We start from the raw sequence: 24,692 nt of genomic DNA on the forward strand, positions 1-24,692 counted from the left end.
ATTCGGCATCGGTACCCGCCTGACGACCGCCTTTCGCCGCCGTGCTCGTGGCGCTGGTCGTGACGGCGCGTCGTGCGCCGCGTTCGTGGCGGTGCGGCGGACCGGGGTATCGGCGACGGGCCGCGCGCTACGCGATCCTCGACGGGGCGGTCACCGTGCCGGCGGCCTGACGCAGGGCCAGCCGGGCGGCCCCCAGGGCCGGGTCGACCGCGGTCCCCACCTCGGCGCCGCGCTCGTGCAGCCGCGCGAGGACGGCGCGGCGGACCGGGGTGTCGGCCACGAGCAGCCCGCCGCCCAGCACCACGGGGGCCCCGGGCGCGCCGAGCTCGTCGAGCGTGGCCGTCAGCCGGGTCGCGGCCTCCTCCACGATCGCCGTGGCGTCCGGGTCGCCGGCCTCGGCCAGCTCGCACACGACCGGCGCGAGGGCGCCGAACGGCGGCAGCGCCTGCGCCCAGTGCACCAGCTCGTCGGCGCTCGCGACGCCCGCGTGCGCCGCGACCCGCCGGGCCAGGGGCGTCGGCCAGCGCCGGGCCGCCCGCCGGACCGCCTGCAGCCCCAGCCACAGCCCCGAGCCCTCGTCGCCGAGCAGCCAGCCCAGCCCGTCGGCGACGCGGGTAACCTCCAGGCCGTCGACCAGCGCCGCGACCGCCCCCGTGCCGCAGATGAGCACCGCCCCGGACGCGCGGTCGCCGCCGGCCGCGAAGGCCGTGACCGCGTCGCCCACGATCGTCATCGGGCCGGTCACGCCCAGCCGCGCCCACTCGGCCGCGAACGCGGCCGCGATCGCGGGGTCGGCCAGGGCACTGGCCCCGGCGACGCCGACCACCCCAGAAGTCACCGTCGCCGGGGCCGGCCCGAGCGCGGCCCGCAGCGCCGACCCGATGGCGTGCGCGGCCGCCGGACCGCTCGCGGCCGGGTTGCCGGGGCCGGCGGACCCGCGTCCGAGCACGGTGCCCGTCTCGTCGACGACCACCGCCTTCGACGACGTCCCGCCGGCGTCCACGCCAACCACGACTGCCATGGCGTCGATGGAAACATAGAAAATGCTTATTGACTAGAAGTTGAAGTGGTCGTAATTTTCATCGCCAAGGCACAACGATGAAAAGGATGACCGAAGTTGACCGGTGAGAGTGGCGGGCTGCTGGGTCGGCTCCGCATCGAGGGGCCGACGATGCCGGACGCCCTGGCCAAGATCGCCGAGACGATCCTCGAAGATCCCGAGACGGCGGCGCACGCCAGCATAGTCGACCTCGCCGAGCGTTCGGGCACCTCGACGGCGACCGTCACGCGGTTCAGCCGGACGCTCGGCTTCAAGGGGTACGCGAACCTGAGGGTGGCCATCGCGACCGAGACCGGGCGGGCGGAGCAGGCGCGCTGGGAGACCGACATCAGCGGCGACATCGCGCCGGGCGACCCGCTGGGCGACGTGCTCGGGGTGATCACCGCCGCCGACACCCGGGCGATCCAGGCGACCGCGGCCGGGCTCGACGTCGCCGCCGTCGAGCGCGTCGCGCAGGCCATCGCCGGCGCCGGGCGGGTCGAGATCTTCGGGTTCGGCTCCAGCGGTACCGCCGGCCGGGAGATGGCCTTCCGGCTCGAGCGCATCCGCGTGCCGGTCTGGTACCGCTCCGACAGCCACACCGCGCTCACCAACGCGGCGCTGCTCGGCCCGGGCGACGTCGCGATCGGGCTGTCGCACTCCGGGCGCACCCGCGAGGTCATCGAGACCCTCGCCGAGGCCGCCGACCACGGCGCGACGACCGTCGCGGTGACGTCGTTCGGGCGCTCGCCGCTGGCCGAGGTGGCCGACGTCGTGTTCACCACCTCGGTCCACGAGACCACCTTCCGGGTGGCGGCCCTCTCCGCGCTGCACTCGCAGCTGCTGGTCCTGGACCTCATCTACGTCGCGGTGGCGCAGCGCACCTACGAGCGCACCGCCGAGGCCCTCGAGCTGACCGTGCGCGCCGTCGACGCGCACCGGCTGCCCGACACGACCAACACCCGCAAGCGACCACGGAGGGACAAGCCGCTGTGACCATCAGAAGTGCCGACTACGTCGAGGTGATCCGGGCCGCCATCGAGCGCGTCGGCACCACCCAGGGCGACCGGGTCGCCGCGGCCGCCGACCTGATGACCGCGACGATCCAGGCCGGCGGGGTGATCCAGGCGTTCGGCTGCGGGCACTCCGAGGCGCTGGCCATGGAGATCGCGGGCCGGGCCGGCGGGCTCGTGCCCACCAACCGCATCGCCCTGCGCGACATCGTGCTCTACGGCGGCGAACCGCTCAGCGCCCTGGCCGACCCGCAGCTGGAGCGGACCCCGAGCGTCGCCCACCGCCTCTACGACCTCGCCCCCGTCAAGCCCGACGACACGTTCGTCATCGCCTCCAACTCCGGCGTCAACGGGGCCGTGGTGGAGATGGCGCAGCTGGTCAAGCAGCGGGGGCACGCGCTCATCGCGATCACGTCGCTGGAGCACTCCGCGCGCGTCGACTCGCGCCACGAGAGCGGCCGCAAGCTCGCCGACCTGGCCGACGTGGTGCTCGACAACGGCGCCCCCTACGGCGACGCGTCGCTGCCGCTGCCCGGCGGCGGGGCCGTCGGGGCGGTCTCCTCGATCACGGCGGCCCTGCTCGCCCAGCAGATCGTCACCGAGGTGGTGGCGCGCCTGCTGGCCCTCGGCGTCACGCCGCCGGTCTACCTGTCCGACAACGTGCCGGGCGGACGGGAGCACAACGCAGCACTTGAAGCGCGGTACGCCGGGCGCATCCGGCGTACCGCATAAAAGGAGAGCGAGCCTTGCCATGAACCCCTCACCTCTCACCCCACCGTATCCCAGCCGCCGTTCGATCCTGAAGGGTGCCGCCGGCGTTGCCATCGCCGCGCCGCTGCTCAGCGCCTGTGTCACCGGCGGCGGGAACGACGACAGGCCCGCGGCCAACACCGGCAACAAGAGCTCCGACAACCCGCTCGGGGTCAAGGACGACGCCCCGCTCGAGGTCGTCATCTTCAAGGGCGGCTACGGCGACGACTACGCCAAGCACGCCGAGGACCTCTACAAGGGCAAGTACGCCAAGGCGACGATCGACCACAAGGGCATCCAGAAGGTCGGCGAGGCGCTGCAGCCCCGGTTCGTGGCCAACACGCCCCCGGACGTGGTCGACAACACCGGCGCCGGCCGGCTCGACCTGGCCGCGCTCGTCGGCACCAGGCAGCTTTCGGACCTCACCGAGCTGCTCGACGCCCCGTCCTTCGACGACCCGAACACCAAGGTGCGCGACACGCTGCTGCCCGGCGTCGTCGACGACGGCACCTTCGACAAGCAGGTCCTCACGCTGAACTTCACCTACACCGTGTGGGGCCTGTGGTACTCCAAGCCGCTGTTCGCGAGCAAGGGCTGGGCGTACCCCAAGACGTGGGACGAGATGCTCGCCCTCTGCGCGACAATCAAGGCGGCCGGCGTCGCGCCGTGGACCTACCAGGGCAAGTACCCCGAGTACATCAACGACCCGCTGCTCACCATGGCGGCCAAGATCGGCGGCGAGGCGCTGCTCAAGAGCGTCGACAACCTCGAGCCGAACGCGTGGAAGGCCGACGGGCTCAAGGCCGCCGCGGAGGCCTTCGCGGAGCTGGCCGCCAAGGGGTACATCATGAGCGGCTCCGAGGCCCTGTCCCACACCGAGGCGCAGGCCGCGTGGTGCCAGGGCAAGGCCGCGTTCATCCCCTGCGGCTCGTGGCTGGAGAGCGAGCAGAAGGGCGTCGCTCCCAGCGGCTTCGACATGGTGATGGGCGCGGTGCCCGCGCGCACCGGCAGCGACAAGATGGGCGCGGCGGCGGTACAGGCGGCAAGTTCCGAGTCGTTCCTGGTGCCGTCGAAGGCCAAGAACGCCGCGGGCGGGATGGAGTACCTGCGCATCCTGTTCTCGAAGCAGTCGGCGAAGGCGTTCGCGCAGTCCGCGGGCACGCTGCCGGCCGTGGCCGGGGCCACCGACGGGCTCACCCTGAGCAGCGGCCTCGGCTCGACCAGCGACGCGATCAAGGCGGCCGGCAAGGAGGCCTTCACGTTCCGGTTCCGCACCTGGTACGCCCCGCTGGCCAAGGCCGTCGACGACGCGACCGGCGAGCTGGTCAACAAGCGCGCCACCGCCGCCGAGTGGGCCGAGCGGGTTCAGAAGGCGGCCGACGCGCTCGCGAAGGACTCCGGCGTCAAGAAGTACACCCGCTGATGAAACACGGTCGGCTCCGGTTCCTCCTCGGTGCGCTCCTGCCCGCACTGGTGCTGCACGTGCTGTTCGTGCTGTCCCCGTACGCGCAGGCGTTCTACCTCTCGCTCACCGACTGGACCGGCGTGGCCGGCGAGGCGCACTTCGTCGGGGCGGGCAACTACGCCCGCCTCGGCGGCGACTCCCTGTTCCTCGATGCGGTGCGCAACAACGCGGTCATGCTCGTGGTCATCCCCCTGGTCACCATCGGCCTGGGGCTGTTCCTGGCGAGCATGCTGCACCTGGGCGGCCGCGACGGGCGCCGGGGGATCGCGGGCTCCCGCGTCTACCAGATCGTGTACTTCTTCCCGCAGCTGCTGTCGCTGGTCATCGTCGCCGTGCTGTGGCAGTTCATCTACAACCCGAACAACGGCCTGCTCAACGGGGCGCTGCGGGCGGTCGGGCTCGGCTCGGCGGCGCGCAGCTGGCTGGGCGAGCCGTCCCTGGCCCTGCCGGCCGTGATGGCCGTGCTGGTGTGGTCGTCGGTCGGGTTCTACATGGTCCTGTTCAGCGCGGCGATCGACTCGATCCCGAAGGAGCTGTTCGAGGCCGCGCTGCTGGACGGGGCCGGCAGCTGGGCGACGTTCCGCAACGTGACGCTGCCGCTCGTGCGCGACACGGTGCAGGTCGCGTTCGTGTACCTGGGCATCGGGGCGCTGGACGGGTTCGCCGTCGTGCAGGTCATGACGGTCGGGCCCGGCGGTCCGGACGGAGCCACGGAGGTGATCGGGCTGTCGCTGTACCGCAGCGCCTTCACCTACGCCAGGTTCGGCTACGCCTCGGCGATGGGGGTCGCGCTGTTCTTCGCGACGCTGACGCTGGCCGTGCTCGCCCTGCGGGCGGGCCGCAAGGAGAGGGTCGAGCTCGCGTGAAGCGTGTGCTGCCGCATGTGGCGATGCTGTGCTGGGGCGTGGTGACCGCGCTGCCGCTGCTGTGGGCGGTGCTGAGCTCGTTCAAGACCGACAACGAGATCCTCAACGACCCCTGGTCGGTACCGTCCCGGCCGCATTTCGAGAACTGGTCGCGGGCCTGGAACCAGGCCGACATCGGGCGGTACTTCCTCAACAGCCTGATCGTCGTGGGCGGCGGGCTGCTGCTCACCATGCTGCTCGGCTCGCTCGTGGCGTATGCGCTGGCGCGGTACGAGTTCCGGGGCAACCGGCTCGTCTACTACGTCTTCGTCGCGGCCATGTTCTTCCCGGTGTTCCTGGCGCTCGTGCCGCTGTTCTTCGTCGTGCAGCAGCTGCACCTGCTCGGCACCTACCAGGGGCTGATCCTGGTCTACGCCGCCTACGCGACACCGTTCACGGTCTTCTTCCTGCACGCGTTCTTCCGCACGCTGCCCAACGAGGTCGCCGAGGCCGCGTTCATGGACGGCTGCTCGCACGCGGGGGTGTTCTTCCGCGTGATGCTGCCGATGGCCCGGCCGGGCCTGGTCGCCGTCGGCATCTTCAATTTCCTCGGGCTCTGGAACCAGTACCTGCTCCCGCTGGTTCTCAACCCCGACCCGGACCGGTACGTCCTGGCGCAGGGATTGGCCTCCCTGTCGGTCAGCCAGGGCTACCGCAGCGACTGGAGCGGACTGTTCGCCGGCCTCACGATCGCCATGCTGCCGGTGCTCATCGCCTACGTCGCGTTCCAACGGCACATCCGCGCCGGTATGACCGCCGGCGCGGTCAAGTAGCAGGTTCTTCAGGATTGATGGGGAGGACTCTATCCATGTCCATCGGTAAACGTCGATCTCTAGCGATCGCGTCCGCCATCGCGTTGGCCGGCGCGGCGGGCGCAGTCGCACTCACCGCGGCCACCGTCGGCACCGCCAGTGCCGCCGCGAACAACTGCGGGTACCTGTTCGACGACTTCAACTACGGCTCGTCCTCCGACGCGTCGCTGACCGCGCACGGGTGGGTGCCGCGCACCTACACCGGCGGCCCGGGCGTTCCCGGCGCCACCTGGTCGGCCAACAGCATCACCTTCCCGACCAACGGCGGCCAGAAGGTCATGCAGCTCACCGCCTCGACGGACGGGACCGGCGGGGGAACCAACCAGGCCGAGCTCTACACCGCCCAGAAGCGGTACCTCGAGGGCACCTACGCCTCGCGGATCCGCTTCACCGACACGCCTGTCTCCGGTAACGACGGCGATCACATCAACGAGACGTTCTTCACCATCAGCCCGCTCAACGGCGACCTCGACCCCACCTACAGCGAGCTGGACTTCTCGGAGTACCTGCCCAACGGCGGCTGGGGCGAGACCGGGCCGATCAACTACCAGACGACCTGGTACACGTACCGCAACGACCCGTGGTACGCCGACAACGTGCACTCGGAGGAGCGCCAGAGCTTCGACGGCTGGCACGATCTGGTCATCACCGTCTCCGGCGGGCACGTCATCTACTACATCGACGGCGCCCAGGTGGGCGACCACTCCGGCAAGTTCTACCCGCGGCAGACGATGACCATCAACTGGAACCTGTGGTTCATCGACACCGCGGCCCACACCGGCGGCCTCTCGACCTACATCCAGCAGGTCGACTGGGTGCTGTACGCGAAGAACCAGGTCCTGACCCCGAGCCAGGCGACGTCACAGGCGGCCGCCTACCGCAGCGCGGGCAACGCGTTCACCGACACCGTGGACGCGTCCGGCCCGTGCGTGACGCCCTCCGGCTCCACGTCCGCCTCTCCGTCCCGGTCCCAGTCGTCATCGCCGTCCCCATCCCCGTCCACCTCCACGCCGCCGGCCACGAACTGCGCCACGGCTCCGGAGTGGTCGATCAACGGCATCTACACGGCCGGGCAGACGGTCAAGCACGAGAAGAGCGCCAACGGCAACCCGAACGGCCCGGGATCGGGGCAGGGGAAGCACTTGTGGCGCGCGAAGTGGTGGACGCAGGGCTCGGAGCCCGGCTGGACCGCCAACTGGGAGGACCTCGGCCACTGCTGAGGTTTGTCTTTTCGCTCTGTTTTCGCGCGGGCCGGCGCCGTCTCTTTTCTCGGGGGCGCCGGCCCGTCTCTTTTCTCGGGGGCGCTGGCTCCTTCTTGGGCTCTTGGGGGTTTCTTGGGCTCTTGTGGGCTTTTGGGCTCTTGGGGGCGCCGGCCCGTCCTCCTGCCTGCGCTGTGTCGGCGCCTGCTCACGCTGCGGGTCGATCAAGGCTTTGGGGGCGGTGGGATTTTTTGGGGACGGGTAAACTTGAGCAATCGGAACAGCACGCGCGACCCGCGTTCATCTGTTTCTCTTTCTGCCCCACCTCTCTCTTCTTCGTCTCACCTTGCTGTGATCAGTCTCCAGACCTCCGCCGGCGCCTGGTCCGGCGTGAAGTGCCCAGCTCCTTCGATCACCCCGGTCGCCACGTCCCTGACGCCGGCCGCCCGGAACCCCGCCGCGTACGCCGCGATGTCCCCGCCCTCGAGCTCGCCCCGCAGGTACAGCAGCGGCGTGCGCACGTCGATGGCCCCGGCGTTGTCGGCCGCGTCGGCGGGGAACGCCCGGTACCACGAGAACCCGGCCTCGAGCGCCCCGGGCGCGGCGTAGGCGGCGGCGTAGACCGCGCGCGCCTCGTCCGGCACCGCGGAGGGCTCGGGGGAGAGGACGTCGTAGAAGTAGTCGAAGTAGGCGCGCTCATGGCCACGGACGAGCAGCTCGGGGAGGCCGGGGACCGCGTGCAGCCCGAAGTGCCAGATGTACGGGTTGCGCCGCACCTCTTCCCACGGCTCGACGCCGGGCACGACGGTGTTCATGATGACGGCGCGGCGCAGCTCCTGGCCGTACGCGCGGAGGTAGGCGAACGTGACCATGCCGCCGCAGTCGTGACCGACGAGGGTGATGTCGGTGAGGCCGAGGGGTTGCAGCGCCTCGCGTACGGCGGCGGCTAGGGCGGCTTTGCTTCCGTCGGCCGGGGCGCCGTTGGTTCCGCCGGCCGGGTCGGCCTGGGTTTCGTTGGCTGGGTCGGCCTTGGTTTCGGCGGCCGATTCGTTGGCGTCGGTGCTGTCGGTGGCGGGGCTCGCGTTGGTGCTGTTGCCCGCGTGGGCGTTGTGGCTGGCACCGCTAACGGCGGTGGTGGTGTGGCTGGCGTCGGTGCTGTTGCCGGCGGTGGTGTTGTGGCTGGCGGCGGCGTTGTAGCTGGCGTCGATGCCGCTGCCTGCGGCGGCGTTGTGGCTGGCGTCCGTGCCCCTGCCGGTGGCGGTGGTGTGGCCGGCTTCGATGTTGTTCGCGGCGGCGATGGAGGTGTGGCTGGACGTCGCTCGGCGGGTCAGGTTCAGCAGGTCGAGCGCCACGGCGAAGTTGCCGTCCGCTGCGGCCAGGTGCATGACCTCGCGCCAGCAGTGGGGCGTTTCCGGCCAGCCGTGCAGGAAGACGTACGCGGGTGCGGTTGGGTCGCCCTCGGTAACGATTGTCATGTCTCAGCTGTACCCCGTAGTAGCGGTCAGAGAGTGGCCGCATTTGGCCGTACGGTCGGCTGTGTGCGGATCTCATTGCGGGCGCTCAATCGGACGTATCTGCGGCGGCAGCTGCTCATCGGCGCTGGGCCTCGGACCGTGGCTGAGGTTGTTCGGCGTGTTGTGGCTGTTCAGGCCCAGGAAGTTGACGCGCCTTATGTGGGGGTTTGGGCGCGTTTAGGTGGGTTTGGGCATGCGCAGCTTATTCAGGCGCTGCATGATCGGAGTGTTGTGCGTGGGGGGCTGTTGCGCGGTACCCAGCACCTCTGTGTTGCCGCGGACTATCTCTGGATGCGGCCGCTCCTGGCCCGGCGTATGGGGAATCTCGGGCTTTCCGCGTTTCGGCGGCAGCTTGAGGGGATCGATCTCGCCGAGCTCACGCAGCATGCGCGGGACGTGCTCGCCGGGCGCACGATGACTCGGCCGCAGTTGGCTCGGGCGCTTGCGGAGTGGTACCCGGGGCGGGAGACGATTGCGCTCGCCTGGGCTGCGCAGCATCAGCTTGCCCTCGTGCATCCGCCGCCCTCCGGGATCTGGCGGCGGCGTGGGCATGTGCATGTCGCGCTCGCTGAAGACTGGATCGGGGCGCCCCTCGCCAGTGAAGACAGAGAAGGCGGTGAGGGCAGAGAAGCCGGCCAGGACAGAGAAGGCGGAGACAGAGAAGGCGGAGACAGAGAAGGCGGCGGAGACGGAAAAGGCGGCGGAGACAGCAAAGGCGGTGAAGGCGTAGAAGGCACAGTGCGCGGAGACGCGTACGTTCAAGAGCTGTTCCGGCGGTACCTCGCCGGCTGCGGGCCCGCCACCGCCGCGGACTTTCAGAACTGGTCGGGGCTGCGCCGCGTACGCGAGGAGGTCGAGGCAATGCGCGCTCAGCTCCGCGTATACGTCGACGACGCCGGGCGGGAGCTGTTCGACCTCCCCGCGCTCGAACTCGCCGACCCCGATGAGGACGACGCCGTACCCGTGCGGTTCCTCCCCGAGTTCGATAACCTCGTGCTCAGCCACGAGGACCGGTCGCGCATCATCCGGGAGCCCGGCGACCGGGCGCTGATCTGCCCCGGGTACTCCATCGTCCGACCCACCTTCCTCGAAGACGGGTTCGTGGCCGGCACCTGGGCGGTCGAGCGCGGAACGCTGGAGGTGCAACCGTTCCGGCCGCTGCGCGACCCCGCCGCCGTTGTGGCCGAAGGGGAGCGGCTGCTCGCGTTCCTAGAAGAGGGTCAGGGGGCCGACCGGGTCCGGATCCGGTAGCGGGGGCAGGTCCGGCACCAGGGCGCGCACGGCCGCGTGGAAGTCTCGGGCCAGTTGGGGCGCGTCGGCGTTGTCGGGCGTGTGGATGAAGAACGTGGGGGAGCGGCCCTCGCGCAGCCAGAGTGCGGCCTGGCGTACCCAGCCCGGCCAGCCGTCGACGGTTTCCTGGCGGGCGTCGCGGCCGAGGTACCGGACGATCGGCCGCGACGTCAGGGCGACAGTGCGGCGGGGCAGTCGCGGCTTCTTCGTCCACGCGTCGCGCTCGGCGTCGCTCGTCGGGGGCGCGGCGAAGAACGCGGTCGTGTCGAACGGGACCCACTCCGCGCCGACCGGAGCCAGGGCGTCCTCCAGGGTCCGCGCGGCGCCGGCGAAGAAGTCGGGGTGGCGGACCTCCACCGCGCAGTGGTACTGCGACGGTAGCCGGCGCAGGAACCCGGCCAGCGCCGGCACGTCGGCCGGGGCGAAAGACGGCGGCAGCTGTACCCACAGTGCGTGCACCCGCGCCCCGAGGGGCTCGATCGCGTCGAGGAACGCGCGCAGGTCCGCCTCTCCGCCGGGCCCGAGGCGGTGTTCGTGCGTGACCGGCCGCGGGAGCTTGAGCACCATGCGGAAGTCCGGATCGGTCTGCTGCGCCCACGTGTGCACGGTCTCGCGGCTCGGCGTCGCGTAGAACGTAGTGTTGCCCTCGACCGCGTTGCACCAGCCCGCGTACGCCCGCAGGCGCTCCCCGGCCGGCAGCGGGTGCTCGACGAACCGGCCCTGCCACGCCTTGAGGGTCCACATAGCGCAGCCGACGTGCAACGCGGGCGTGGTCAAGGCGTTCGTCCTCCGGCGGGTCGTGGGTGCTCGCCGAACACGGTACCCAGGCGGGCAGCGGCGAACGCCGAGCGGTCACTCCGGCGAGGAGCGCGACGCTGAAGCGAAGGCGAGGCGCGGTGCGGCGCGAAGGCGAAGGCGGGGCGCGGCGCGAAGGCGAAGGCGGGGCGCGGCGCGAAGGCGAAGGCGGGGCGCGGCGCGAAGGCGAAGGCGGGGCGCGGCGCGAAGGCGAAGGCGGGGCGCGGCGCGAAGGCGAAGGCGGGGCGCGGCGCGAAGGCGGGGCGCGGCGCGAAGGCGAAGGCGGGGCGCGGCGCGAAGGCGAAGGCGGGGCGCGGCGCGAAGGCGAGGCGCGCGGCGCTAAGGCGAAGGCGACGAGCACGGGCACGAGAAAGCGCCCCCGCTCCAGGAGCGGGGGCGCCTCTACAAGGCCAAGCGAGATTACTCGGCGGTGAAGGTGATGTTCCGGCGGCGGCGGATCGCGAAGACCAGTGCCGCGCCCCCGGCGACAAGGGCCGCGCCCGTGCCGACCATGGGGAGGGTGCTCGACGAGCCGGTGACCGGCAGGCTCGGGCTCGGCGAGACCGACGGCGCGTGCGTCGCCGGCCTGGACGCCTCGGGCGTCGCCGGCTTCGAGGGCGACTTCGACGGCGACGGCGTGTGCTCCGTCGGCTTGCAGTTGCCGCTGAGGGTCACCTTCGGGCTGTCGAAGGAGTGCTGGTAGTTGTCGGCCCACAGGCCGGTCACGTGCAGCACGAGGTCGTTCTTGGTGTCGCCGCTGTACGTGGTGGTGAAGCTGGCCTTGTCACCGGGCTGGCCCTGGGCCGCCAGGTGGATGGCCGCGTGCGTCTCGTTCGTGGGGAAGATCGAGATGTTCTTGATGTCGACGGACTTCGGGTAGTCGTTCTGGACGGTCCAGGTCACCGTGTAGGTGCCGTTGTCGCCGCAATCCGACTTGCCGAACGGGCCCGCATCATGCGCGCTCGCCGGGGAAGCGAAGAGGGTCGATAGGCCGACGGTGGCGGCGGCGGCGAAAACGCCGACGGCAGCCCTCCTGAACAGCGTCTTTTTCACGTCGTCTCCTAGCGGGGTGGAACTTAGCGACGACACAACATAGAGCAGATGGCCACGGTGGCGACAGTCAGCGACGCATGGAAATTTGCGACTGGTCCGTTTTTGTCCGGATTCTCCGAAAAAATAATGGAGATCTATGGCTCGCTTAATCACCCGATGCGGTGAACCTGTTACACCATAAGGACAAACGCCCAGTTTGCAGGGTTGGTACGCCTGCGTGATCGCGCCGCGACCAAGCGTGTACAACCCGATCTTCGTCGATGGTTAATTCCGCCTACCAGTGTGTTAAGACTCGGAAAATCATCGATGCCGGGGTTGGAATAGGATCGCGCCGGTGGACACGGCGCAGATCCTTCAGCTCGCGTCGCTGCTCACGCTGCCGCAGTTACAGGTCGCGGAGGTCCTGTCCCTGCGGGCGGAGGGCACGCGGCAGCGGGATCTGGCGCGGGCGCTCGGCGTCGCCCCCGACGACCCGCGGCTCACCGCCGCGCTGCGCGCCCTGCACGAGGCCGGCCTCGCCTGGCCCGACGAGCACGACCCCGAGTGGGTCCGCACCGTCGAGCTGCACAAGGTGCTCGCGAACGGCTACGGGTTCGGCCGGGCCGCCGAGCACGAGCTGACGTACCTGCCGCTGGAGCAGCTCCAGCGCATCGCCTTCGAGCTCGGCCGGCCCGTCGGGCGCGACCACGCGCGGCTCGTGCGGGTCATCGGCGCCGCCCTCGCCGACTCCGACCTCGTGCGCGAGCAGTTCCGGCTGGCCCCCAAGCCGGCCCAGGAGATCATGCTCGAGCTCGCCGTGGGAGAGCCGTTCTACTCCGACCCGCACGCGCTGCTCGCGCTGCGCACCGGCCGCCGCGGCAGTCCGCTGCGCTGGGCCGTCGACCGGGGGCTGCTCGTCTTCAACGCGTACTACGCCGCCGCCCTCTCCATGCCCAGTGAGGTCGGGGCCGCGCTGCGCCCGGACTTCCGCGCCGGCTTCGACACGACCCCGCCCGCGCCGCCGTCGGTCCCGGTCGACGCCGGGTCCGTCGACCGGTCCGGGGCGGCCGCGGCCGGGGCGGCGCTGGCCTCGATCGTCACGCTGCTGGAGGAGTGCGGCCGCACGCCGGTGCCGATCCTCAAGGCGGGCGGGATCGGGCTGCGCGAGGTACGAAAGCTGGCTCGGCTCATCGACGCCGACGAGGAGGGCGTGCGGTTCTGGCTCACCGTCGCCGGCATGAACGGGCTCATCGGCATCGCCGGCGACCGGGTCGCGCCGTCGGCCGAGTTCGACAACTGGCTCAAGCTCGAGCCGGCCGAGCAGCTCGCCTGGCTGCTCGACGGCTGGTTCCGGATGCCGGCCGCGCCGCTGCTGCTCGACGGCCGCCCGGCGCTCGTCGGCAGCGAGCACGACGGGAGCAGCGCCGTGCTGCGCGTGACCCTCGCCGCGGTGCTCGCCTCGCTGCCGCCCGGGCGCGGCGCGGCCGGGCTCGACGGGCTCGCCACGATGCTGGCCTACCTGCGGCCGCTCGTGGCCGGGGACGCCGACGAGGTCCGGCCCCTCGCCGGGGCGCTGTGGCGCGAGTGCGAGCTCATGGGCGTCGGCGCCGCCCACGCCCCGACCTCGATCGGGCTCGCCCTGGCCGCCGGGGACCGCGACCGGCTCCTGTCCGGGCTGCGCGACCTGCTGCCGGCGGCCGAGGAGACGGTACTGCTGCAGAGCGACCTGACCGCGATCGTCACCGGCACCCCGTCGGCGTCGCTGGCCGCCCTGCTCGACCTGGCCGCCGACCGCGAGTCGCGCGGGGGCGGCTCCACGTGGCGGTTCACGGCGACCTCGGTGCGCCGCGCGTTCGACGCCGGCACCGGCGCCGACGAGCTGCTCGCGCGCATCCGCGCGGCGGCGGCCGGGGGGCGGGTGCCGCAGCCGCTGGAGTACCTGGTCGGCGACCTCGGCCGCAAGCACGGCAACGTGCGGGTGCGCACCGTGGGGTGCGTGCTGCGCAGCGACGACACGGCGCTGCTGGGCGAGATCCAGCGGGTGCGCAGCCTGGCCCGGCTGGAGCTGACCGAGCTCGCCCCGACGGTCCTGTCGAGCGCGCTGAGCCCGTCCGAGACGCTGGCCGCGCTGCGGGCCGCCGGCTACGTGCCTGCGGCGGAGAACCCGGACGGCACGCTCGCCCTCGAGCGGCCCATCCGGCACCGGGCAGCGACGCCGGGCCCGGAAGCCTGAGTAGCCCGTCCGGCACCGGGCAGCGACGCCGGGCCCGGAAGCCTGAGCGGCCCGTCCGGCACCGGGCAGCGACGCCGGGCCCGGAAGCCTGAGCGGCCCGTCCGGCACCGGGCAGCGACGCCGGGCCCGGAAGCCTGAGCGGCCCGCCCGGCACCGCGCTACAGGGCCCGATCCAGGAAGGTGATCACCGCCCGGGCCAGGGCCACCCGCTGCCCCGAGAACGCGTGGTCCGAGGGCAGCAGCAGGGTCTCGGCGCCGGGCGCGTAGGCCTCGACGAGCGGCGAGTGGTGCAGCGGCGGGGGCGCGACCGTGTCGTCCTCGGCGGCCACGAGGAGGCGCGGGCGGTCCGCGAGGCGTCCGGCCAGGGCGGCCAGGCGCCACGAGGCGCCGTTGGCGCGCATCTCCTCGTAGAGCGCGTCGCCGCTGGTGCCGCGCAACGGCAGCGGGTCGGAGGCGAACATGGCGCGGGCTTCCCGGAGTACAACTTCCGGCGCTTGAGCGATGGCACCGAGGTCGTAGGCGGCCAGGGCCGCGACCGCGCGCACGGACCCGTCGCCGGCCGCCGTGTGCAGGGCCGCGAAGCCGCCGACGCTGTGCCCGACCACCGCCACGCGGCCGGGGTCCAGCGCCGGGTCGAGCCCGGGGGCGGCCCCGACGGCGCGGGCGGCGTCGGCCAGGACGTTGGACCAGGAGTACGCGCCGCCGACGCCCCATGACCCGCGGTAGTGCACCACCAGCGCGGCGTAGCCGGCCCGGCGCAGCGCCTGGGCGAGGTCGAAGTTGCGCTCGTTGCCGGGGAAGCCGTGCAGGAGCACGACCACCGGGTGCGGGCCGGGGCCGGCGGGGAGGTGCAACACCCCCAGCAGCGGTACCCCACCGCTGTCGAAATGCACCTCGGGAGTGCGCGCCCGCGGGCGCAGGGCCGGGTCGGGGTCGTTCAGCCAGCGATCATCCACGTGCAATTTGTACAAGGCGGGGCGCCCGGGCGGGGGGCAGAATCGCAGGTATGACCGCGAAACCCGTGAACCTGACCGAGGCGCTCCAGTCGTTCAGCGAGGTGTACAGCCCGCGGATCGTCGCGCGCATGAACGACTACGACGTGCGCGTCGCCCACACCCGGGGCGAGCACGTCTGGCACACGCATGCCGAGACCGACGAGTTCTTCCTGGTGCTCGACGGCCGCTTCGACATCGCCATCCGCGACGCGGACGGCCACGAGCACACCGTCGTGCTGCATCCGGGCGACATGTACGTCGTGCCGCGCGGTACCGAACACAAGCCCTCGTCCCCGGGCGGCTCCATCCTCATGTTCGAGCCGTCGGGCACCGTCACGACCGGCGACGCCGCCGACGGTGCCATCCCCGCGCACGTCGACCGCACCGCCGGGCACGAGCTGGCATGATCCCGTTCCGCTGCGCGGTGCCCGACGAGCGGCTGGAGGACCTCCGCCGCCGCCTCCGCGCGACCCGCTGGCCCGGGCCGGCGACGGTGCCCGGATGGGAGCAGGGAGTGCCGCAGGTGTACCTGCAGCAGCTCTGCGAGTACTGGGCCGACGGCTACGACTGGCGGCGCTTCGAGGCGCGGCTCAACGCCCACGCCCAGTGGCGCATCCCGGTCGACGGGCTCGGCATCCACGTCGTGCACGCGCGCTCCCCGCACCCGGGCGCGCTCCCGCTCGTCGTGACGCACGGCTGGCCCGGCTCGGTCGCCGAGTTCCTCGGCGTCGTGGACGCGCTCACCCGGCCCGAGGACCCGCGCGACGCGTTCCACGTGGTGCTGCCGTCGCTGCCCGGGTACGGCTTCAGCGACGCCCCCACCGAGCCCGGCTGGGGCGTCGAGCGCATCGCGCGCGCCTGGGCCGAGGTCATGCGGCGCCTCGGGTACGCGCGCTACGGCGCGATGGGCAGCGACTGGGGCACCAGCGTCACCACCGCCATGGCCCTGCAGGACGACGGGCGCCTCGCGGGCATCCACGTGTGCCCGCCGATCGCCGCGCCGATCCTCGAGGACCTCACCCCGGCGGAGCGCGCCACGCTGGCCGAACTGGAGCAGGCGCAGCGCGACGGCGACGGGTACTCGCTGGTGCAGTCGACCCGCCCCCAGACGATCGGCTACGCCCTCAACGACTCCCCGGCCGGCCTGCTCGCGTGGATCGCCGAGAAGTTCACGGCCTGGAGCGAGGGCCCGATCCCGCGCGACGCGCTCCTGGACAACGTCACGCTGTACTGGCTCACCGGCACGGCGGCGTCGAGCGCCCGGCTCTACTGGGAGAGCTTCCGCCAGGTCCAGGCCTGGTTCACCAGCGCCACCGACGACGCGGTCACCGTGCCGGCCGCATGCACGGTCTTCCCCCGCGACCTGCCCCGGCCTTCGCGGCGGTGGGCCTCGCAGCGGTACCGCACGATCGTCCACTGGGGCGAGCCCGCGCACGGGGGGCATTTCGCGGCGCTGGAGCAGCCGGACCTGTGGGTGCACGAGGTGCGGGCGGCCTTCCGGGGTCTACGCGGCGTGTGAGGGCCGCCTCGGCGGCACGCTGCTTGCGGGCCTCGGCGGCGCGGCGGCACGCTGCTTGCGGGCCTCGGCGGCGCGGCGGCACGCTGCTTGCGGGCCTCGGCGGCGCGGCGGCACGCTGCTTGCGGGCCTCGGCGGCGCGGCGGCACGCTGCTTGCGGCCTCGGCGGCGTCGGTCTGCTTGCGGGGGCTCGGCGGCGTCGGGCTGCTAGCGGGGCTTGCGCGGCGGCGTTGGGCTGCTCGTGCGGCTTGGGCGGCGGCGTTGGGCTGCTTGCGGGGCTTGCGCGGCGGCGTTGGGCTGCTCGTGCGGCTTGGCCGGCGGCGTTGGGCTGCTTGCGGGGCCTGGGCGGCGGACCCGGCTGCTCGCGCGGCGTTCCGGCGCTACGTGGCTTGTGCGTGGCGCCTCAGGCTGCTCGCCGCGATCCCGGACTCACGAGCCAGCCTGTCCCCGGCCCATCCGTCGGCCCGTCGCGCGACGACGTAATCGCCGAACGTCGCGAACCCGAACCGCGCCGCGACCGCCTGCCCCCGCTGCCGCGCCCCGTGCCGCTTGGCGGCGTGCGCGACGGCCTCGACCCCGTGGTGACGCAGCGCGGCGAGCACCGTCCACCGCGACGTGCCCGCCTCCGCCGCGATCGCCGCGACGCTGCGGTGCTCGTCGAGGTGCGCGGCCCGCAGGTACGCGGCGACGCCCTCGAACCCCCTGGCCCGCCCGACCGGCCCGAGCCGCCGCTCGCCCGGAGCCGGACGATCGGGCACCGGGGCGTGCCGCCCGACCCAGTCCTTGTGCAGGCCGGCCTCGCGGCTGACGGCGGCCATGCTGAGGCCCTGCTGCACCCGGTCCGCGACGTACGCGCCGAACGTCGCGAACCCGAACCGCGCCGCGCCGCCGATCGCCTCACCGCCGCGCACCGGCTGACCGTGGCCCGCACCCAGGCCGGCGACCGCGGCCCGCAGCGCTCGATCCTGACCGCGACCGAGCAGGGCTCGGCCGCCGTGGCGGACTGGCTGGCCCGGCCGGTCGCCCACGTGCGCGACCTGCGCTCCGAGTTCCTGGTCAAGCTGGCCCTGCTGACCCGCCGCGGCCGCCCCTTGACGCGCCTGGTCGCGGCGCAGCGCGCGGTGCTGGCGCCGCTGGAGCCGGCCCTGGCCCGCCGCCGCACGGAGGCGACGGGCTTCGCCGCGGTCCTGGCCGCGTGGCGCTACGAGAACGCGAGCGCGGCCTTGCGCTTCCTGGACGACCTGACCTGATCGCACACCTCGCGCGACCGCGCGATGTGCACGACCGCGCGCCGGGCCCGACCGTGCGATGTGCGCCCGACCGTGCGACTTGTGCCCGACCGTGCCGGGCCCCGACGGTGCGCGACCGCGCGGGGCCCCGACTGTGCGCGACCGCGCGACCGCGCGGGGCCACGACGGTGCGCGACCGCGCGATGTGCGCGACCGCGCGGGGCCACGACGGTGCGCGACCGCGCGATGTGCGCGACCGCGCGGGGCCACGACGGTGCGCGACCGCGCGATGTGCGCGACCGCGCGACCGCGCCGGGCCCCGACGGTGCGCGACCGCGCGATGTGCGCGACGCGCCGGGCCCCGACCGCGCTACCGCGCGATGTGCGCGACCGCGCGCCTCACCCGATGTGCGCTCCCGCGCGGCCGTCCGACCGCGCCTCGTCCGACCCTGCGCTTCCGCGCGACCGCGCGCTACCGACGCCTACTGCGCCAGATGCCGCTCGACCGTGGCCACCTTCGACTCGAGGCGCCCCACCGGCCCTTCGCGCCAGTCGACCTTGATCACGGTGCTCGTGCGCGGGGCCGCGGCCTGCACGACCGCCACCGCCGCCTGCACGACCGTCATCACTTCCTCCCACGTCGAGCCCTCGACCGTGGTGAACATGGCCTCGGTGCGGTTCGGCAGCCCGGACGCCCGGACCACCCGCACCGCCTCGGCGACGAGGTCACCCACGTCCTCCCCGACCCCGAGCGGCGTGACACTGAACGCGACAAGCACAGACATGCCTCCGACGCTATCCCGGCCCTACTCGTTGTGGAGTACCTCCGCGATGGGGAGGCGCGCCGCCGTGCGCGACGGGATCAGGGCGCCCAGCACGGCGATCGCCACGCCGGTCAGGGCCATCGACGTGAGGGCCGCCGGGTTCCAGACGTGGAACAGCGACGCCGGGAGGTCGATCTTCGCCGTGCGGCCCACCATCGGCAGGATCAGGCGGTGCGCGGCGATGCCCAGCGGGATGCCCGCTACGCCGCCGGCGACGCCCAGGGCCGCCATCGACGTCACCATCATGGCCACCACCTGGCGGGGCGTCATGCCGATGGACTTCAGCATGCCGAGGTCGCGGCGGCGTTCGCGGACGTTGAGCAGCACCGTGTTGAAGACGCTCAAGGCGGCCACGGTACCGATCATCAGGGAGAACACCACCGAGACGGAGACCACCGAGACGGTGTAGGAGTTGCCGAGGCCGGTCACCGCGGACCAGGCCGCGAGGCCGGGATCGGCGGCGCGCACGGCGGAGAGGTACGACTCCACGTCCGTGCCGGGTGTGATCCGTACGAAGTACATGACCTCGTGGCTCACGAGATGGTACGACGGCGCCAGGGTGGTGAAGACGGACCAGTCGGCGAAGAGGGCGCCGCCCGCGATGCCGGCCTCCAGGGTGCGGCCCACGATCGTGACGGGGACCTCGCGGCCGGCGTAGGTGAGGCGGATCGTGTCGCCGACGTGCAGGCCGAGTTCGTGCAGGGCCTTCGAGGCGGCGACCACCTCGCCCGGGGCGGCCATCCAGCGGCCCTCGGTGAGCTCCTCCCGGAAGCCGATCGTGGTCGCGTCGCCGCGCAGGAAGTCGACCTGGACGGGGTCGCGGTGGCCGGCGACGGCGATCGGGAGGGTGAGGTCGGCGGTGACGTACACGGTGCCGGGCAGCCCCCGCAGCAGGGACTCCACCTGCGGGTCGGTCCGGTCGGTGGCGACGTCGCCGAACGTGGCGTTGTGCGGGCGGACCTGGGCCTGGACCGCGTCCGCGCGGTCCACGGCGTCGCCGAAGCGGGTCACCGACGTGGTGAGGCCGCCGGCGAACGTGACGGTCGTGACGCCGAGCAGCAGCGCGGCCATCGTCAGGCCGGTGCGGCCGGGGCGGGCGAAGGGCAGGCCGAGGCCGAGGCTCACCGCGCGGGGGAGGCGGGTGCCGGACAGCGCCCGCTGCACGCGCAGGCCGCGGCCCGCGCGCGGGGCGGAGCCGGCGCTGATCGCCTCGGCGGCGGAGAGGCGGTGCGCGCGCAGGGCCGGCACGAGCGCGACGAGGGCGACGAGCGCGGGCACGCCGAGTACGCCGGTGAGCGGCACCCACAGGCCGGTGTCGACCCGCCCGCCGAAGCCGAGGCCCTGGAAGGCGTTGGCCAGCAGGGGGCGGGCGGCCACGGTGCCGAGGGCGGTGCCGAGCAGGGCGCCGGCGGCCGACGGTACCGAAACCATTGCCACATAGACGAGGACCACCTGGCGCGGGGTGAAGCCGATCGCCTTCAGCACGCCGATGTGCCGGAAGCCCGAGATGACCGCGCCGCTGACCACGCCGGCCACGATCAGGACGGCGACCACCAGGCCCAGCACCCCGAAGACGAACAGGAAGGGCAGCATGGTGCCGGGGCCGGCCGCGACCTCGGCCTTGCGCGTGAGGTACGGCTCCGTCCCGGTCAGCCCGTCGCGCGGCACGGACGCGACCGCGGCGTCGACCTCGGCCCGGTTCGCGGCGTGCCGGAAGCGGTACAGCACCTGGGAGCCGGTCGCGCCGAGCGCGCGCGCCGTGGCCGGGGAGACCCACGCGTCGGCGGTGTGCCCGAGGCTGTACGCCGCGCCGACGATCGTCAGCACCGGTTTCCCGGGCGCGGTCACGGTCTTGCCGAGCAGGTCGCGGGCGAAGTACCCGGCGTCGGCCCGGTCCGACGGCGGCATCGAGGTCACGACGATCTCGTTCGGGCCGGTGGCCCAGTGCCCGACCCACAGGTCGACGCGGTCGACGGGGCCGCCCGGGTCGGCCCGCCCGACCACGGTGAGCGGCCCGGTCGCCCAGACCGGCGCGCCGTCGGCCGGCACGTCGAGGACCAGCTCCGGGAAGGGGCCCGCGACCGCCTCCGCGCCGGGGGCGTTCGTGGCCGGGGTCTGGGTGTCGTACGTCGCGATCACGTGCGGACCCCGCTGCTGCGCGAACGCGCGGTCGAACGGCCCCGTGGCCGCGTCGAGCAGCGCGAGCGCGACCACGATTGTCGCGGTCGAGAACAGCACCACGAGGCCGATGACGACGGTCTGCAGGCGCCGGCGCCGCACCGCCGCGCGCGCGGCCCGCCACACGGCGCTCACGACACCACCCGGCCGTCGCGGAGCTCCACGACCCGGCTCGCGCACCGCTCGGCCAGCGCGTGGTCGTGCGTGACGAGCAGCAGCGTCTGGCCGATCTGGTTGAGGTCGAGCAGCAGGTCCATCACCTGCTCGCCGGCGCGGCTGTCCAGCGCCCCCGTCGGCTCGTCGGCCAGCAGCAGCGCCGGGCGGTTCATCAGCGCCCGCGCGACCGCGACCCGCTGCCGCTCGCCGCCGCTGAGCGCGGCCGGGTAGGCGTTGCGCCGCCCGGCGATGCCGAGCTCGTCGAACAGCTCCAGGGCGCGCCGCCGGGCCGTCCGCGCGCCGATGCCCATGAGCTGCGCGGCCAGCGCGACGTTGTCCAGCGCCGAGAGGTCGTCGAGCAGGTTGAAGAACTGGAAGATCATGCCGATGCGGCGCCGCCGGAACAGCGCAAGGCCCGTCTCGCTCAGCCTTCCAAGATCCTCATCGTGTACCTCCACAAGCCCGGCCGTCGGCCGGTCGAGCCCCGCGATCATGTTGAGCAGCGTCGACTTGCCGCAGCCCGAGGGGCCCATGACCGCGACCGCCTCGCCCGCCCCGATCGTGAGCGTCACCCCGTCGAGGGCGGTCGTGCCGCCGAACTCCTTGCGCACCCCGTCGAGGCGCACCACCGTCGTCATGGCCCCGACGCTATTGCCCCGGCCCGCGCGGAGGCGTCCGCTGCCGGATGCAACCCGCCGCCCGGGGTCATCCTGCGGATGTATGCCGCTGGCCCCGTGGCCCGATGCGCGCCCGGGCGCGGGTCTGGCATCGTGACGAGGGTGACCGTCCTCGCCGGTGTGCTGGTCGCGGCCCTGACGCGCGCCGCGCTCGCGCCGGCCGCGCGCCCGGGCGCCGTCCGCACGCTGTCCGCTGCGCCGGTGCTCGGCGCCACGCCCGGGCGCGGGTGGGTCGTCGGCCCGCTCGGGCGCGTGTGGTGCCTCGTGACGCTCGGGCGTGCGTGGTGCGTCGCGTCGGTTGTCGGCCTGCTCGGGCGTGCGTGGTGCGTCGCGACGGTCGTCGCTGCGCTCGGGCGCGTGTTCGGCGTCGCGTCGGTCGTTGGCCCGCTCGGGCGCGTGTGGGGACTCGTGACGCTCGGGCGTGTGTGGTGCGTCGCGACGGTCGTCGCTGCGCTCGGGCGCGTGTTCGGCGTCGCGTCGGTCGTTGGCCCGCTCGGGCGCGTGTGGGGACTCGTGACGCTCGGGCGTGTGTGGTGCGTCGCGACGGTCGTCGCTGCGCTCGGGCGCGTGTTCGGCGTCGCGTCGGTCGTTGGCCCGCTCGGGCGCGTGTGGGGACTCGTGACGCTCGGGCGTGTGTGGTGCGTCGCGACGGTCGTCGCTGCGCTCGGGCGCGTGTTCGGCGTCGCGTCGGTCGTCGGCCCGCTCTGGCGCGGGTGGGGCCTCGCGACCGTCATCGTCGGCGCCGCGCCCGGGTGCGCGTGGGCATCAGGGCCGTCGCCGTCCGCACGTTGTGCGCGGCGCCGGTGCTCGGCGTCGCGCCCGGGCACGGGTGAGGCGTTGTGACCGTTCTCGTCGGTGTGCTGGTCGCGGCGCTGGTGATCGCCATCGCGGCGGGCGTGGTGCTCGGCGTCGCGGCCGCGCGGGCGCGGCGGCGGTACAGCCGGGCGCTGGAAGAGCGCGGCTGGCTGCTCGAGCGCGAGCGCCAGGCGGCGGCCAGCGGCGCGGTCGCGGCCGAGCGCGCCCGGATCGCCCGCGAGCTGCACGACATCGTCAGCCACAACGTGAGCGTGATGGTCGTGCAGGCCGGCGCCGCGCGGGAGGTGCTCGCCGCGTCCGGGCCGGCCGTGCCGCCCGACGTCGCCGGGGCCCTGGTCGCGGTCGAGGGGGCCGGCCGCGACGCGCTGAAGGAGCTGCGGCACCTGCTCGGCCTGCTCGCCCCGGCCGCGGACGGCTCGGACGGCCCCGAGGAGGCGCTGACGCCCCAGCCCGGGCTCGACGCGCTGAGCCGCCTCGTGGACCGCATCGCGTTCGCCGGGCTGCCCGTCGACGTGTTCGTCAGCGGGGAGCCGCGGGCGCTGCCGGGCGGGATCGACACCACCGCGTACCGGGTCATCCAGGAGGCGCTCACCAACGCGCTCAAGCACGGGGAGGCTGATCGGGCCGAGGTCTCGGTGCGGTACACCGGACGCTCTCTTCGCATCGAGGTTCTCAACACCGGACCGGCCGGGCCGCCGCGGCGCTCCCCGCCGGGCGGGGCCGGACGCGGGCTGCTCGGGCTGCGGGAGCGCGTCGCGGTGTACGGCGGCGACCTCGACGCCCGGCGCCGTTTCGGCGGCGGCTTCCGCGTCCGCGCGCGCATCCCCCTGGACCCGCCGTGACCGATCCGGAGCGGATCGGCGTGACCGAGCCCCGGGTGCTCATCGCCGACGACCAGGCGCTCGTCCGCACCGGCTTCCGCATGATCCTCAACGCCCGCGGCGTCGACGTGGTCGGCGAGGCCGCCGACGGCGTCGAGGCGGTCTCGGCCGCCGTCCGCCTGCGCCCCGACGTGGTGCTCATGGACATCCGGATGCCCAACCTGGACGGGCTGGCCGCCACCCGGCAGATCGTCGAGCGGCGGCCCGAGTGCCGGATCATCATGCTCACGACGTTCGACCTCGACCGGTACGTGTACGCCGCCCTGGCCGCCGGCGCCAGCGGCTTCCTGCTCAAGGACGTGACGCCGGAGCATCTGGCCGGCGCGGTACGCCTCGTTTGCACCGGCGACGCCCTGCTCGCCCCGTCGATCACCCGCCGCCTCGTGGAGCGCTACGCCGCCGGGGCGGCCCCATCGCCGCTGCACCGCGACCTGGCCCCGCTGACCCCGCGCGAGCTGGAGGTGCTGACCCTGATGGGCCAGGGCCTGTCCAACGCGGAGCTGGCCGCGGCCCTGACCCTGAGCGAGGCGACGGTGAAGACCCACGTGGCGCGGATCTTCACCAAGCTGGAGCTGCGCGACCGGGCCCAGGCGGTCGTGCTGGCGTACGAGACCGGCCTGGTCCGCCCTTCCTCAGGCCTCTGAGCGCAGCATCCGGGTCAGCGCACGCAGCCCCTTGACCAGGTCCTGGTGGTCGCTCATGCCGTCGACCGCCTCGTGGATCTGCCGGCCGATCCGGTCGATCGCCGCGCGCAGCTCGTCGTGGCGGCCGTGCTGCTCGTCGGCCTGCCGCTGCAGGCTCGTCACCAGCTCCTGCAGCTCGGCCACGTCGCGCCGCAGCGTGACGACGTCCTCGCGGGGATGGGTGACCTCGCGCGTCATGACGGCGATGCGCCGGCGCAGGTGCGCGAAGTACGCGCCCGCGGGCCGCATGAACGTGGTGAGCAGGAAGAAACCGGCGACGTAGTACCCCACCGTCCGCGCCGTGACGAGCCCGGCCACGGCCGCCACGACCGCGGTGCCGACGTGCCCGGCGACCGCGAACGCGAGCATGCGCCGGGCGATGCGCCGCGCCTCGTCCTCGTAGCCCTCCTTGACCGGGATACCCCGCTCCCGCGACACGTCGGCGTCCGCGACGACGCGGCGCGCCGCGAAGTACAGATTCCAGGGGGCCGACACGAGCACGACCGTCCACGTCAGCGCGGCGAACGCCGCCCCGACCGTCCACAGCAGCCCCGCCGTGACCCCCGCGAGGCGCCCGAGCCACGCGAACAACAACACCGTCGCGGCCCCGACCACCACGACCGACCACCACTTGGTCCCACGCATACGTTTCATCATTCGGTACCGCCATTGGTGCGCGGATGCGCGGCC

General features: G+C 73.3%; 25 protein-coding genes. 15 read left to right on the forward strand and 10 right to left on the reverse strand.

What is annotated here, in order from left to right; all coding sequences use genetic code 11:
• Nucleotides 1–127: 127 nt before the first annotated feature.
• Entirely contained in the window at nucleotides 128–1,021 is an 894-nt protein-coding gene (locus ACPPVO_RS06670) for an N-acetylglucosamine kinase (protein ID WP_426510379.1), read from the reverse strand.
• Nucleotides 1,022–1,117: 96 nt separating this feature from the next.
• Here ACPPVO_RS06670 and ACPPVO_RS06675 point away from each other — a divergent pair, with 96 nt between their 5' ends.
• Genes ACPPVO_RS06675 through ACPPVO_RS06700 form a run of 6 tightly spaced genes read left to right on the forward strand, consistent with a single transcriptional unit; the run spans nucleotide 1,118 to nucleotide 7,204 of the window.
• The gene (locus tag ACPPVO_RS06675) at nucleotides 1,118–2,035 is read left to right on the forward strand and encodes a MurR/RpiR family transcriptional regulator (RefSeq protein WP_426510380.1); all 918 of its coding nucleotides are present in this window, start codon (nucleotides 1,118–1,120) and stop codon (nucleotides 2,033–2,035) included.
• A gap of 26 nt (nucleotides 2,036–2,061) precedes the next feature.
• Entirely contained in the window at nucleotides 2,062–2,784 is a 723-nt protein-coding gene (locus ACPPVO_RS06680) for a sugar isomerase domain-containing protein (protein ID WP_426514552.1), read from the forward strand.
• A gap of 19 nt (nucleotides 2,785–2,803) precedes the next feature.
• Nucleotides 2,804–4,225, forward strand: a complete 1,422-nt coding sequence (gene ngcE / locus ACPPVO_RS06685; protein WP_426510381.1) for an N-acetylglucosamine/diacetylchitobiose ABC transporter substrate-binding protein — start codon at nucleotides 2,804–2,806, stop codon at nucleotides 4,223–4,225.
• Nucleotides 4,225–5,133 (forward strand): carbohydrate ABC transporter permease, encoded by a 909-nt coding sequence (locus ACPPVO_RS06690; RefSeq protein ID WP_426510382.1) that lies wholly within the window; start codon nucleotides 4,225–4,227, stop codon nucleotides 5,131–5,133. Before ngcE ends, ACPPVO_RS06690 begins: the two co-directional genes overlap by 1 nt.
• A gap of 23 nt (nucleotides 5,134–5,156) precedes the next feature.
• Nucleotides 5,157–5,945, forward strand: a complete 789-nt coding sequence (locus ACPPVO_RS06695) for a carbohydrate ABC transporter permease (protein ID WP_426514553.1) — start codon at nucleotides 5,157–5,159, stop codon at nucleotides 5,943–5,945.
• Nucleotides 5,946–5,980: 35 nt separating this feature from the next.
• Nucleotides 5,981–7,204, forward strand: coding sequence for a glycosyl hydrolase (locus tag ACPPVO_RS06700; RefSeq protein WP_426510383.1), 1,224 nt, complete (start codon nucleotides 5,981–5,983; stop codon nucleotides 7,202–7,204).
• 320 nt (nucleotides 7,205–7,524) lie between these two features.
• Here ACPPVO_RS06700 and ACPPVO_RS06705 read toward each other — a convergent pair whose 3' ends face one another.
• The gene (locus ACPPVO_RS06705) at nucleotides 7,525–8,658 is read right to left on the reverse strand and encodes an alpha/beta fold hydrolase (RefSeq protein WP_426510384.1); all 1,134 of its coding nucleotides are present in this window, start codon (nucleotides 8,656–8,658) and stop codon (nucleotides 7,525–7,527) included.
• 198 nt (nucleotides 8,659–8,856) lie between these two features.
• On the opposite strand from ACPPVO_RS06705, the gene ACPPVO_RS06710 reads away from it, so the two are divergent.
• A complete protein-coding gene (locus tag ACPPVO_RS06710) occupies nucleotides 8,857–9,948 on the forward strand; it encodes a winged helix DNA-binding domain-containing protein (RefSeq protein WP_426514554.1) in 1,092 nt (363 codons plus the stop codon).
• On the opposite strand, the gene ACPPVO_RS06715 is transcribed toward ACPPVO_RS06710, so the two are convergent.
• Nucleotides 9,907–10,731 carry a DUF72 domain-containing protein gene (locus ACPPVO_RS06715; RefSeq protein ID WP_426514555.1) on the reverse strand — a complete coding sequence of 275 codons (825 nt, stop codon included), beginning with the start codon at nucleotides 10,729–10,731 and terminating at the stop codon, nucleotides 9,907–9,909. The two genes, ACPPVO_RS06710 and ACPPVO_RS06715, sit on opposite strands and share 42 nt — an antisense overlap.
• 59 nt (nucleotides 10,732–10,790) lie before the next feature.
• Between ACPPVO_RS06715 and ACPPVO_RS06720 the strand changes: the two genes are divergently transcribed.
• The gene (locus tag ACPPVO_RS06720) at nucleotides 10,791–11,216 is read left to right on the forward strand and encodes a hypothetical protein (RefSeq protein ID WP_426510385.1); all 426 of its coding nucleotides are present in this window, start codon (nucleotides 10,791–10,793) and stop codon (nucleotides 11,214–11,216) included.
• Here ACPPVO_RS06720 and ACPPVO_RS06725 read toward each other — a convergent pair.
• The gene (locus tag ACPPVO_RS06725) at nucleotides 11,203–11,835 is read right to left on the reverse strand and encodes an LPXTG cell wall anchor domain-containing protein (protein ID WP_426510386.1); all 633 of its coding nucleotides are present in this window, start codon (nucleotides 11,833–11,835) and stop codon (nucleotides 11,203–11,205) included. The genes ACPPVO_RS06720 and ACPPVO_RS06725 overlap by 14 nt on opposite strands.
• A gap of 334 nt (nucleotides 11,836–12,169) precedes the next feature.
• On the opposite strand from ACPPVO_RS06725, the gene ACPPVO_RS06730 reads away from it, so the two are divergent.
• Complete coding sequence (locus ACPPVO_RS06730; RefSeq protein ID WP_426510387.1) at nucleotides 12,170–14,047, forward strand: helicase-associated domain-containing protein; 1,878 nt, start codon at nucleotides 12,170–12,172, stop codon at nucleotides 14,045–14,047.
• Nucleotides 14,048–14,205: 158 nt separating this feature from the next.
• On the opposite strand, the gene ACPPVO_RS06735 is transcribed toward ACPPVO_RS06730, so the two are convergent.
• A complete protein-coding gene (locus ACPPVO_RS06735) occupies nucleotides 14,206–15,003 on the reverse strand; it encodes an alpha/beta hydrolase family protein (protein WP_426510388.1) in 798 nt (265 codons plus the stop codon).
• A gap of 50 nt (nucleotides 15,004–15,053) precedes the next feature.
• Between ACPPVO_RS06735 and ACPPVO_RS06740 the strand changes: the two genes are divergently transcribed.
• Nucleotides 15,054–15,449, forward strand: coding sequence for a cupin domain-containing protein (locus ACPPVO_RS06740; protein WP_426510389.1), 396 nt, complete (start codon nucleotides 15,054–15,056; stop codon nucleotides 15,447–15,449).
• The gene (locus tag ACPPVO_RS06745; protein WP_426510390.1) at nucleotides 15,446–16,561 is read left to right on the forward strand and encodes an epoxide hydrolase family protein; all 1,116 of its coding nucleotides are present in this window, start codon (nucleotides 15,446–15,448) and stop codon (nucleotides 16,559–16,561) included. Before ACPPVO_RS06740 ends, ACPPVO_RS06745 begins: the two co-directional genes overlap by 4 nt.
• Before the next feature lie 377 nt (nucleotides 16,562–16,938).
• Here ACPPVO_RS06745 and ACPPVO_RS06750 read toward each other — a convergent pair whose 3' ends face one another.
• The gene (locus ACPPVO_RS06750; protein ID WP_426510391.1) at nucleotides 16,939–17,469 is read right to left on the reverse strand and encodes a hypothetical protein; all 531 of its coding nucleotides are present in this window, start codon (nucleotides 17,467–17,469) and stop codon (nucleotides 16,939–16,941) included.
• Nucleotides 17,470–17,478: 9 nt separating this feature from the next.
• Between ACPPVO_RS06750 and ACPPVO_RS06755 the strand changes: the two genes are divergently transcribed.
• A complete protein-coding gene (locus tag ACPPVO_RS06755) occupies nucleotides 17,479–17,808 on the forward strand; it encodes a hypothetical protein (RefSeq protein WP_426510392.1) in 330 nt (109 codons plus the stop codon).
• Between the two features lie 461 nt (nucleotides 17,809–18,269).
• Here the strand turns inward: ACPPVO_RS06755 and ACPPVO_RS06760 are convergent, their stop codons facing one another.
• From ACPPVO_RS06760 to ACPPVO_RS06770, 3 genes are read right to left on the reverse strand one after another with little or no spacing between them, the layout of a single operon-like run.
• Nucleotides 18,270–18,572, reverse strand: a complete 303-nt coding sequence (locus tag ACPPVO_RS06760; RefSeq protein WP_426510393.1) for a thiamine-binding protein — start codon at nucleotides 18,570–18,572, stop codon at nucleotides 18,270–18,272.
• A gap of 21 nt (nucleotides 18,573–18,593) precedes the next feature.
• Nucleotides 18,594–20,924 (reverse strand): FtsX-like permease family protein, encoded by a 2,331-nt coding sequence (locus tag ACPPVO_RS06765; RefSeq protein WP_426510394.1) that lies wholly within the window; start codon nucleotides 20,922–20,924, stop codon nucleotides 18,594–18,596.
• Nucleotides 20,921–21,583, reverse strand: a complete 663-nt coding sequence (locus ACPPVO_RS06770; protein ID WP_426510395.1) for an ABC transporter ATP-binding protein — start codon at nucleotides 21,581–21,583, stop codon at nucleotides 20,921–20,923. Before ACPPVO_RS06770 ends, ACPPVO_RS06765 begins: the two co-directional genes overlap by 4 nt.
• A gap of 141 nt (nucleotides 21,584–21,724) precedes the next feature.
• On the opposite strand from ACPPVO_RS06770, the gene ACPPVO_RS06775 reads away from it, so the two are divergent.
• Genes ACPPVO_RS06775 through ACPPVO_RS06785 form a run of 3 tightly spaced genes read left to right on the forward strand, consistent with a single transcriptional unit; the run spans nucleotide 21,725 to nucleotide 23,963 of the window.
• Nucleotides 21,725–22,465, forward strand: coding sequence for a hypothetical protein (locus ACPPVO_RS06775; RefSeq protein ID WP_426510396.1), 741 nt, complete (start codon nucleotides 21,725–21,727; stop codon nucleotides 22,463–22,465).
• A gap of 53 nt (nucleotides 22,466–22,518) precedes the next feature.
• Nucleotides 22,519–23,280, forward strand: a complete 762-nt coding sequence (locus ACPPVO_RS06780; protein ID WP_426514556.1) for a sensor histidine kinase — start codon at nucleotides 22,519–22,521, stop codon at nucleotides 23,278–23,280.
• 20 nt (nucleotides 23,281–23,300) lie between these two features.
• Nucleotides 23,301–23,963: a response regulator gene (locus tag ACPPVO_RS06785; protein WP_426514557.1), complete on the forward strand. Its 663-nt coding sequence runs from the start codon at nucleotides 23,301–23,303 to the stop codon at nucleotides 23,961–23,963.
• On the opposite strand, the gene ACPPVO_RS06790 is transcribed toward ACPPVO_RS06785, so the two are convergent.
• Nucleotides 23,952–24,647, reverse strand: a complete 696-nt coding sequence (locus ACPPVO_RS06790) for a hypothetical protein (protein ID WP_426510398.1) — start codon at nucleotides 24,645–24,647, stop codon at nucleotides 23,952–23,954. The two genes, ACPPVO_RS06785 and ACPPVO_RS06790, sit on opposite strands and share 12 nt — an antisense overlap.
• Nucleotides 24,648–24,692 lie beyond the last annotated feature (45 nt).

This window comes from Dactylosporangium sp. McL0621, from assembly GCF_049995355.1.
GTDB lineage: Bacteria > Actinomycetota > Actinomycetes > Mycobacteriales > Micromonosporaceae > Dactylosporangium.

What these genes read in the sequence shown, in the direction of transcription:
- ACPPVO_RS06770 (WP_426510395.1), bottom strand. Translation starts at nt 21,583, where the DNA reads ATGACGACGGTGGTGCGCCTCGACGGGGTGCGCAAGGAGTTCGGCGGC.
- ACPPVO_RS06760 (WP_426510393.1), bottom strand. Translation starts at nt 18,572, where the DNA reads ATGTCTGTGCTTGTCGCGTTCAGTGTCACGCCGCTCGGGGTCGGGGAG.
- ACPPVO_RS06715 (WP_426514555.1), bottom strand. Translation starts at nt 10,731, where the DNA reads ATGTGGACCCTCAAGGCGTGGCAGGGCCGGTTCGTCGAGCACCCGCTG.
- ACPPVO_RS06670 (WP_426510379.1), bottom strand. Translation starts at nt 1,021, where the DNA reads ATGGCAGTCGTGGTTGGCGTGGACGCCGGCGGGACGTCGTCGAAGGCG.
- ACPPVO_RS06745 (WP_426510390.1), top strand. Translation starts at nt 15,446, where the DNA reads ATGATCCCGTTCCGCTGCGCGGTGCCCGACGAGCGGCTGGAGGACCTC.
- ngcE (WP_426510381.1), top strand. Translation starts at nt 2,804, where the DNA reads ATGAACCCCTCACCTCTCACCCCACCGTATCCCAGCCGCCGTTCGATC.
- ACPPVO_RS06740 (WP_426510389.1), top strand. Translation starts at nt 15,054, where the DNA reads ATGACCGCGAAACCCGTGAACCTGACCGAGGCGCTCCAGTCGTTCAGC.
- ACPPVO_RS06790 (WP_426510398.1), bottom strand. Translation starts at nt 24,647, where the DNA reads ATGCGTGGGACCAAGTGGTGGTCGGTCGTGGTGGTCGGGGCCGCGACG.
- ACPPVO_RS06690 (WP_426510382.1), top strand. Translation starts at nt 4,225, where the DNA reads ATGAAACACGGTCGGCTCCGGTTCCTCCTCGGTGCGCTCCTGCCCGCA.
- ACPPVO_RS06695 (WP_426514553.1), top strand. Translation starts at nt 5,157, where the DNA reads ATGCTGTGCTGGGGCGTGGTGACCGCGCTGCCGCTGCTGTGGGCGGTG.
- ACPPVO_RS06705 (WP_426510384.1), bottom strand. Translation starts at nt 8,658, where the DNA reads ATGACAATCGTTACCGAGGGCGACCCAACCGCACCCGCGTACGTCTTC.
- ACPPVO_RS06700 (WP_426510383.1), top strand. Translation starts at nt 5,981, where the DNA reads ATGTCCATCGGTAAACGTCGATCTCTAGCGATCGCGTCCGCCATCGCG.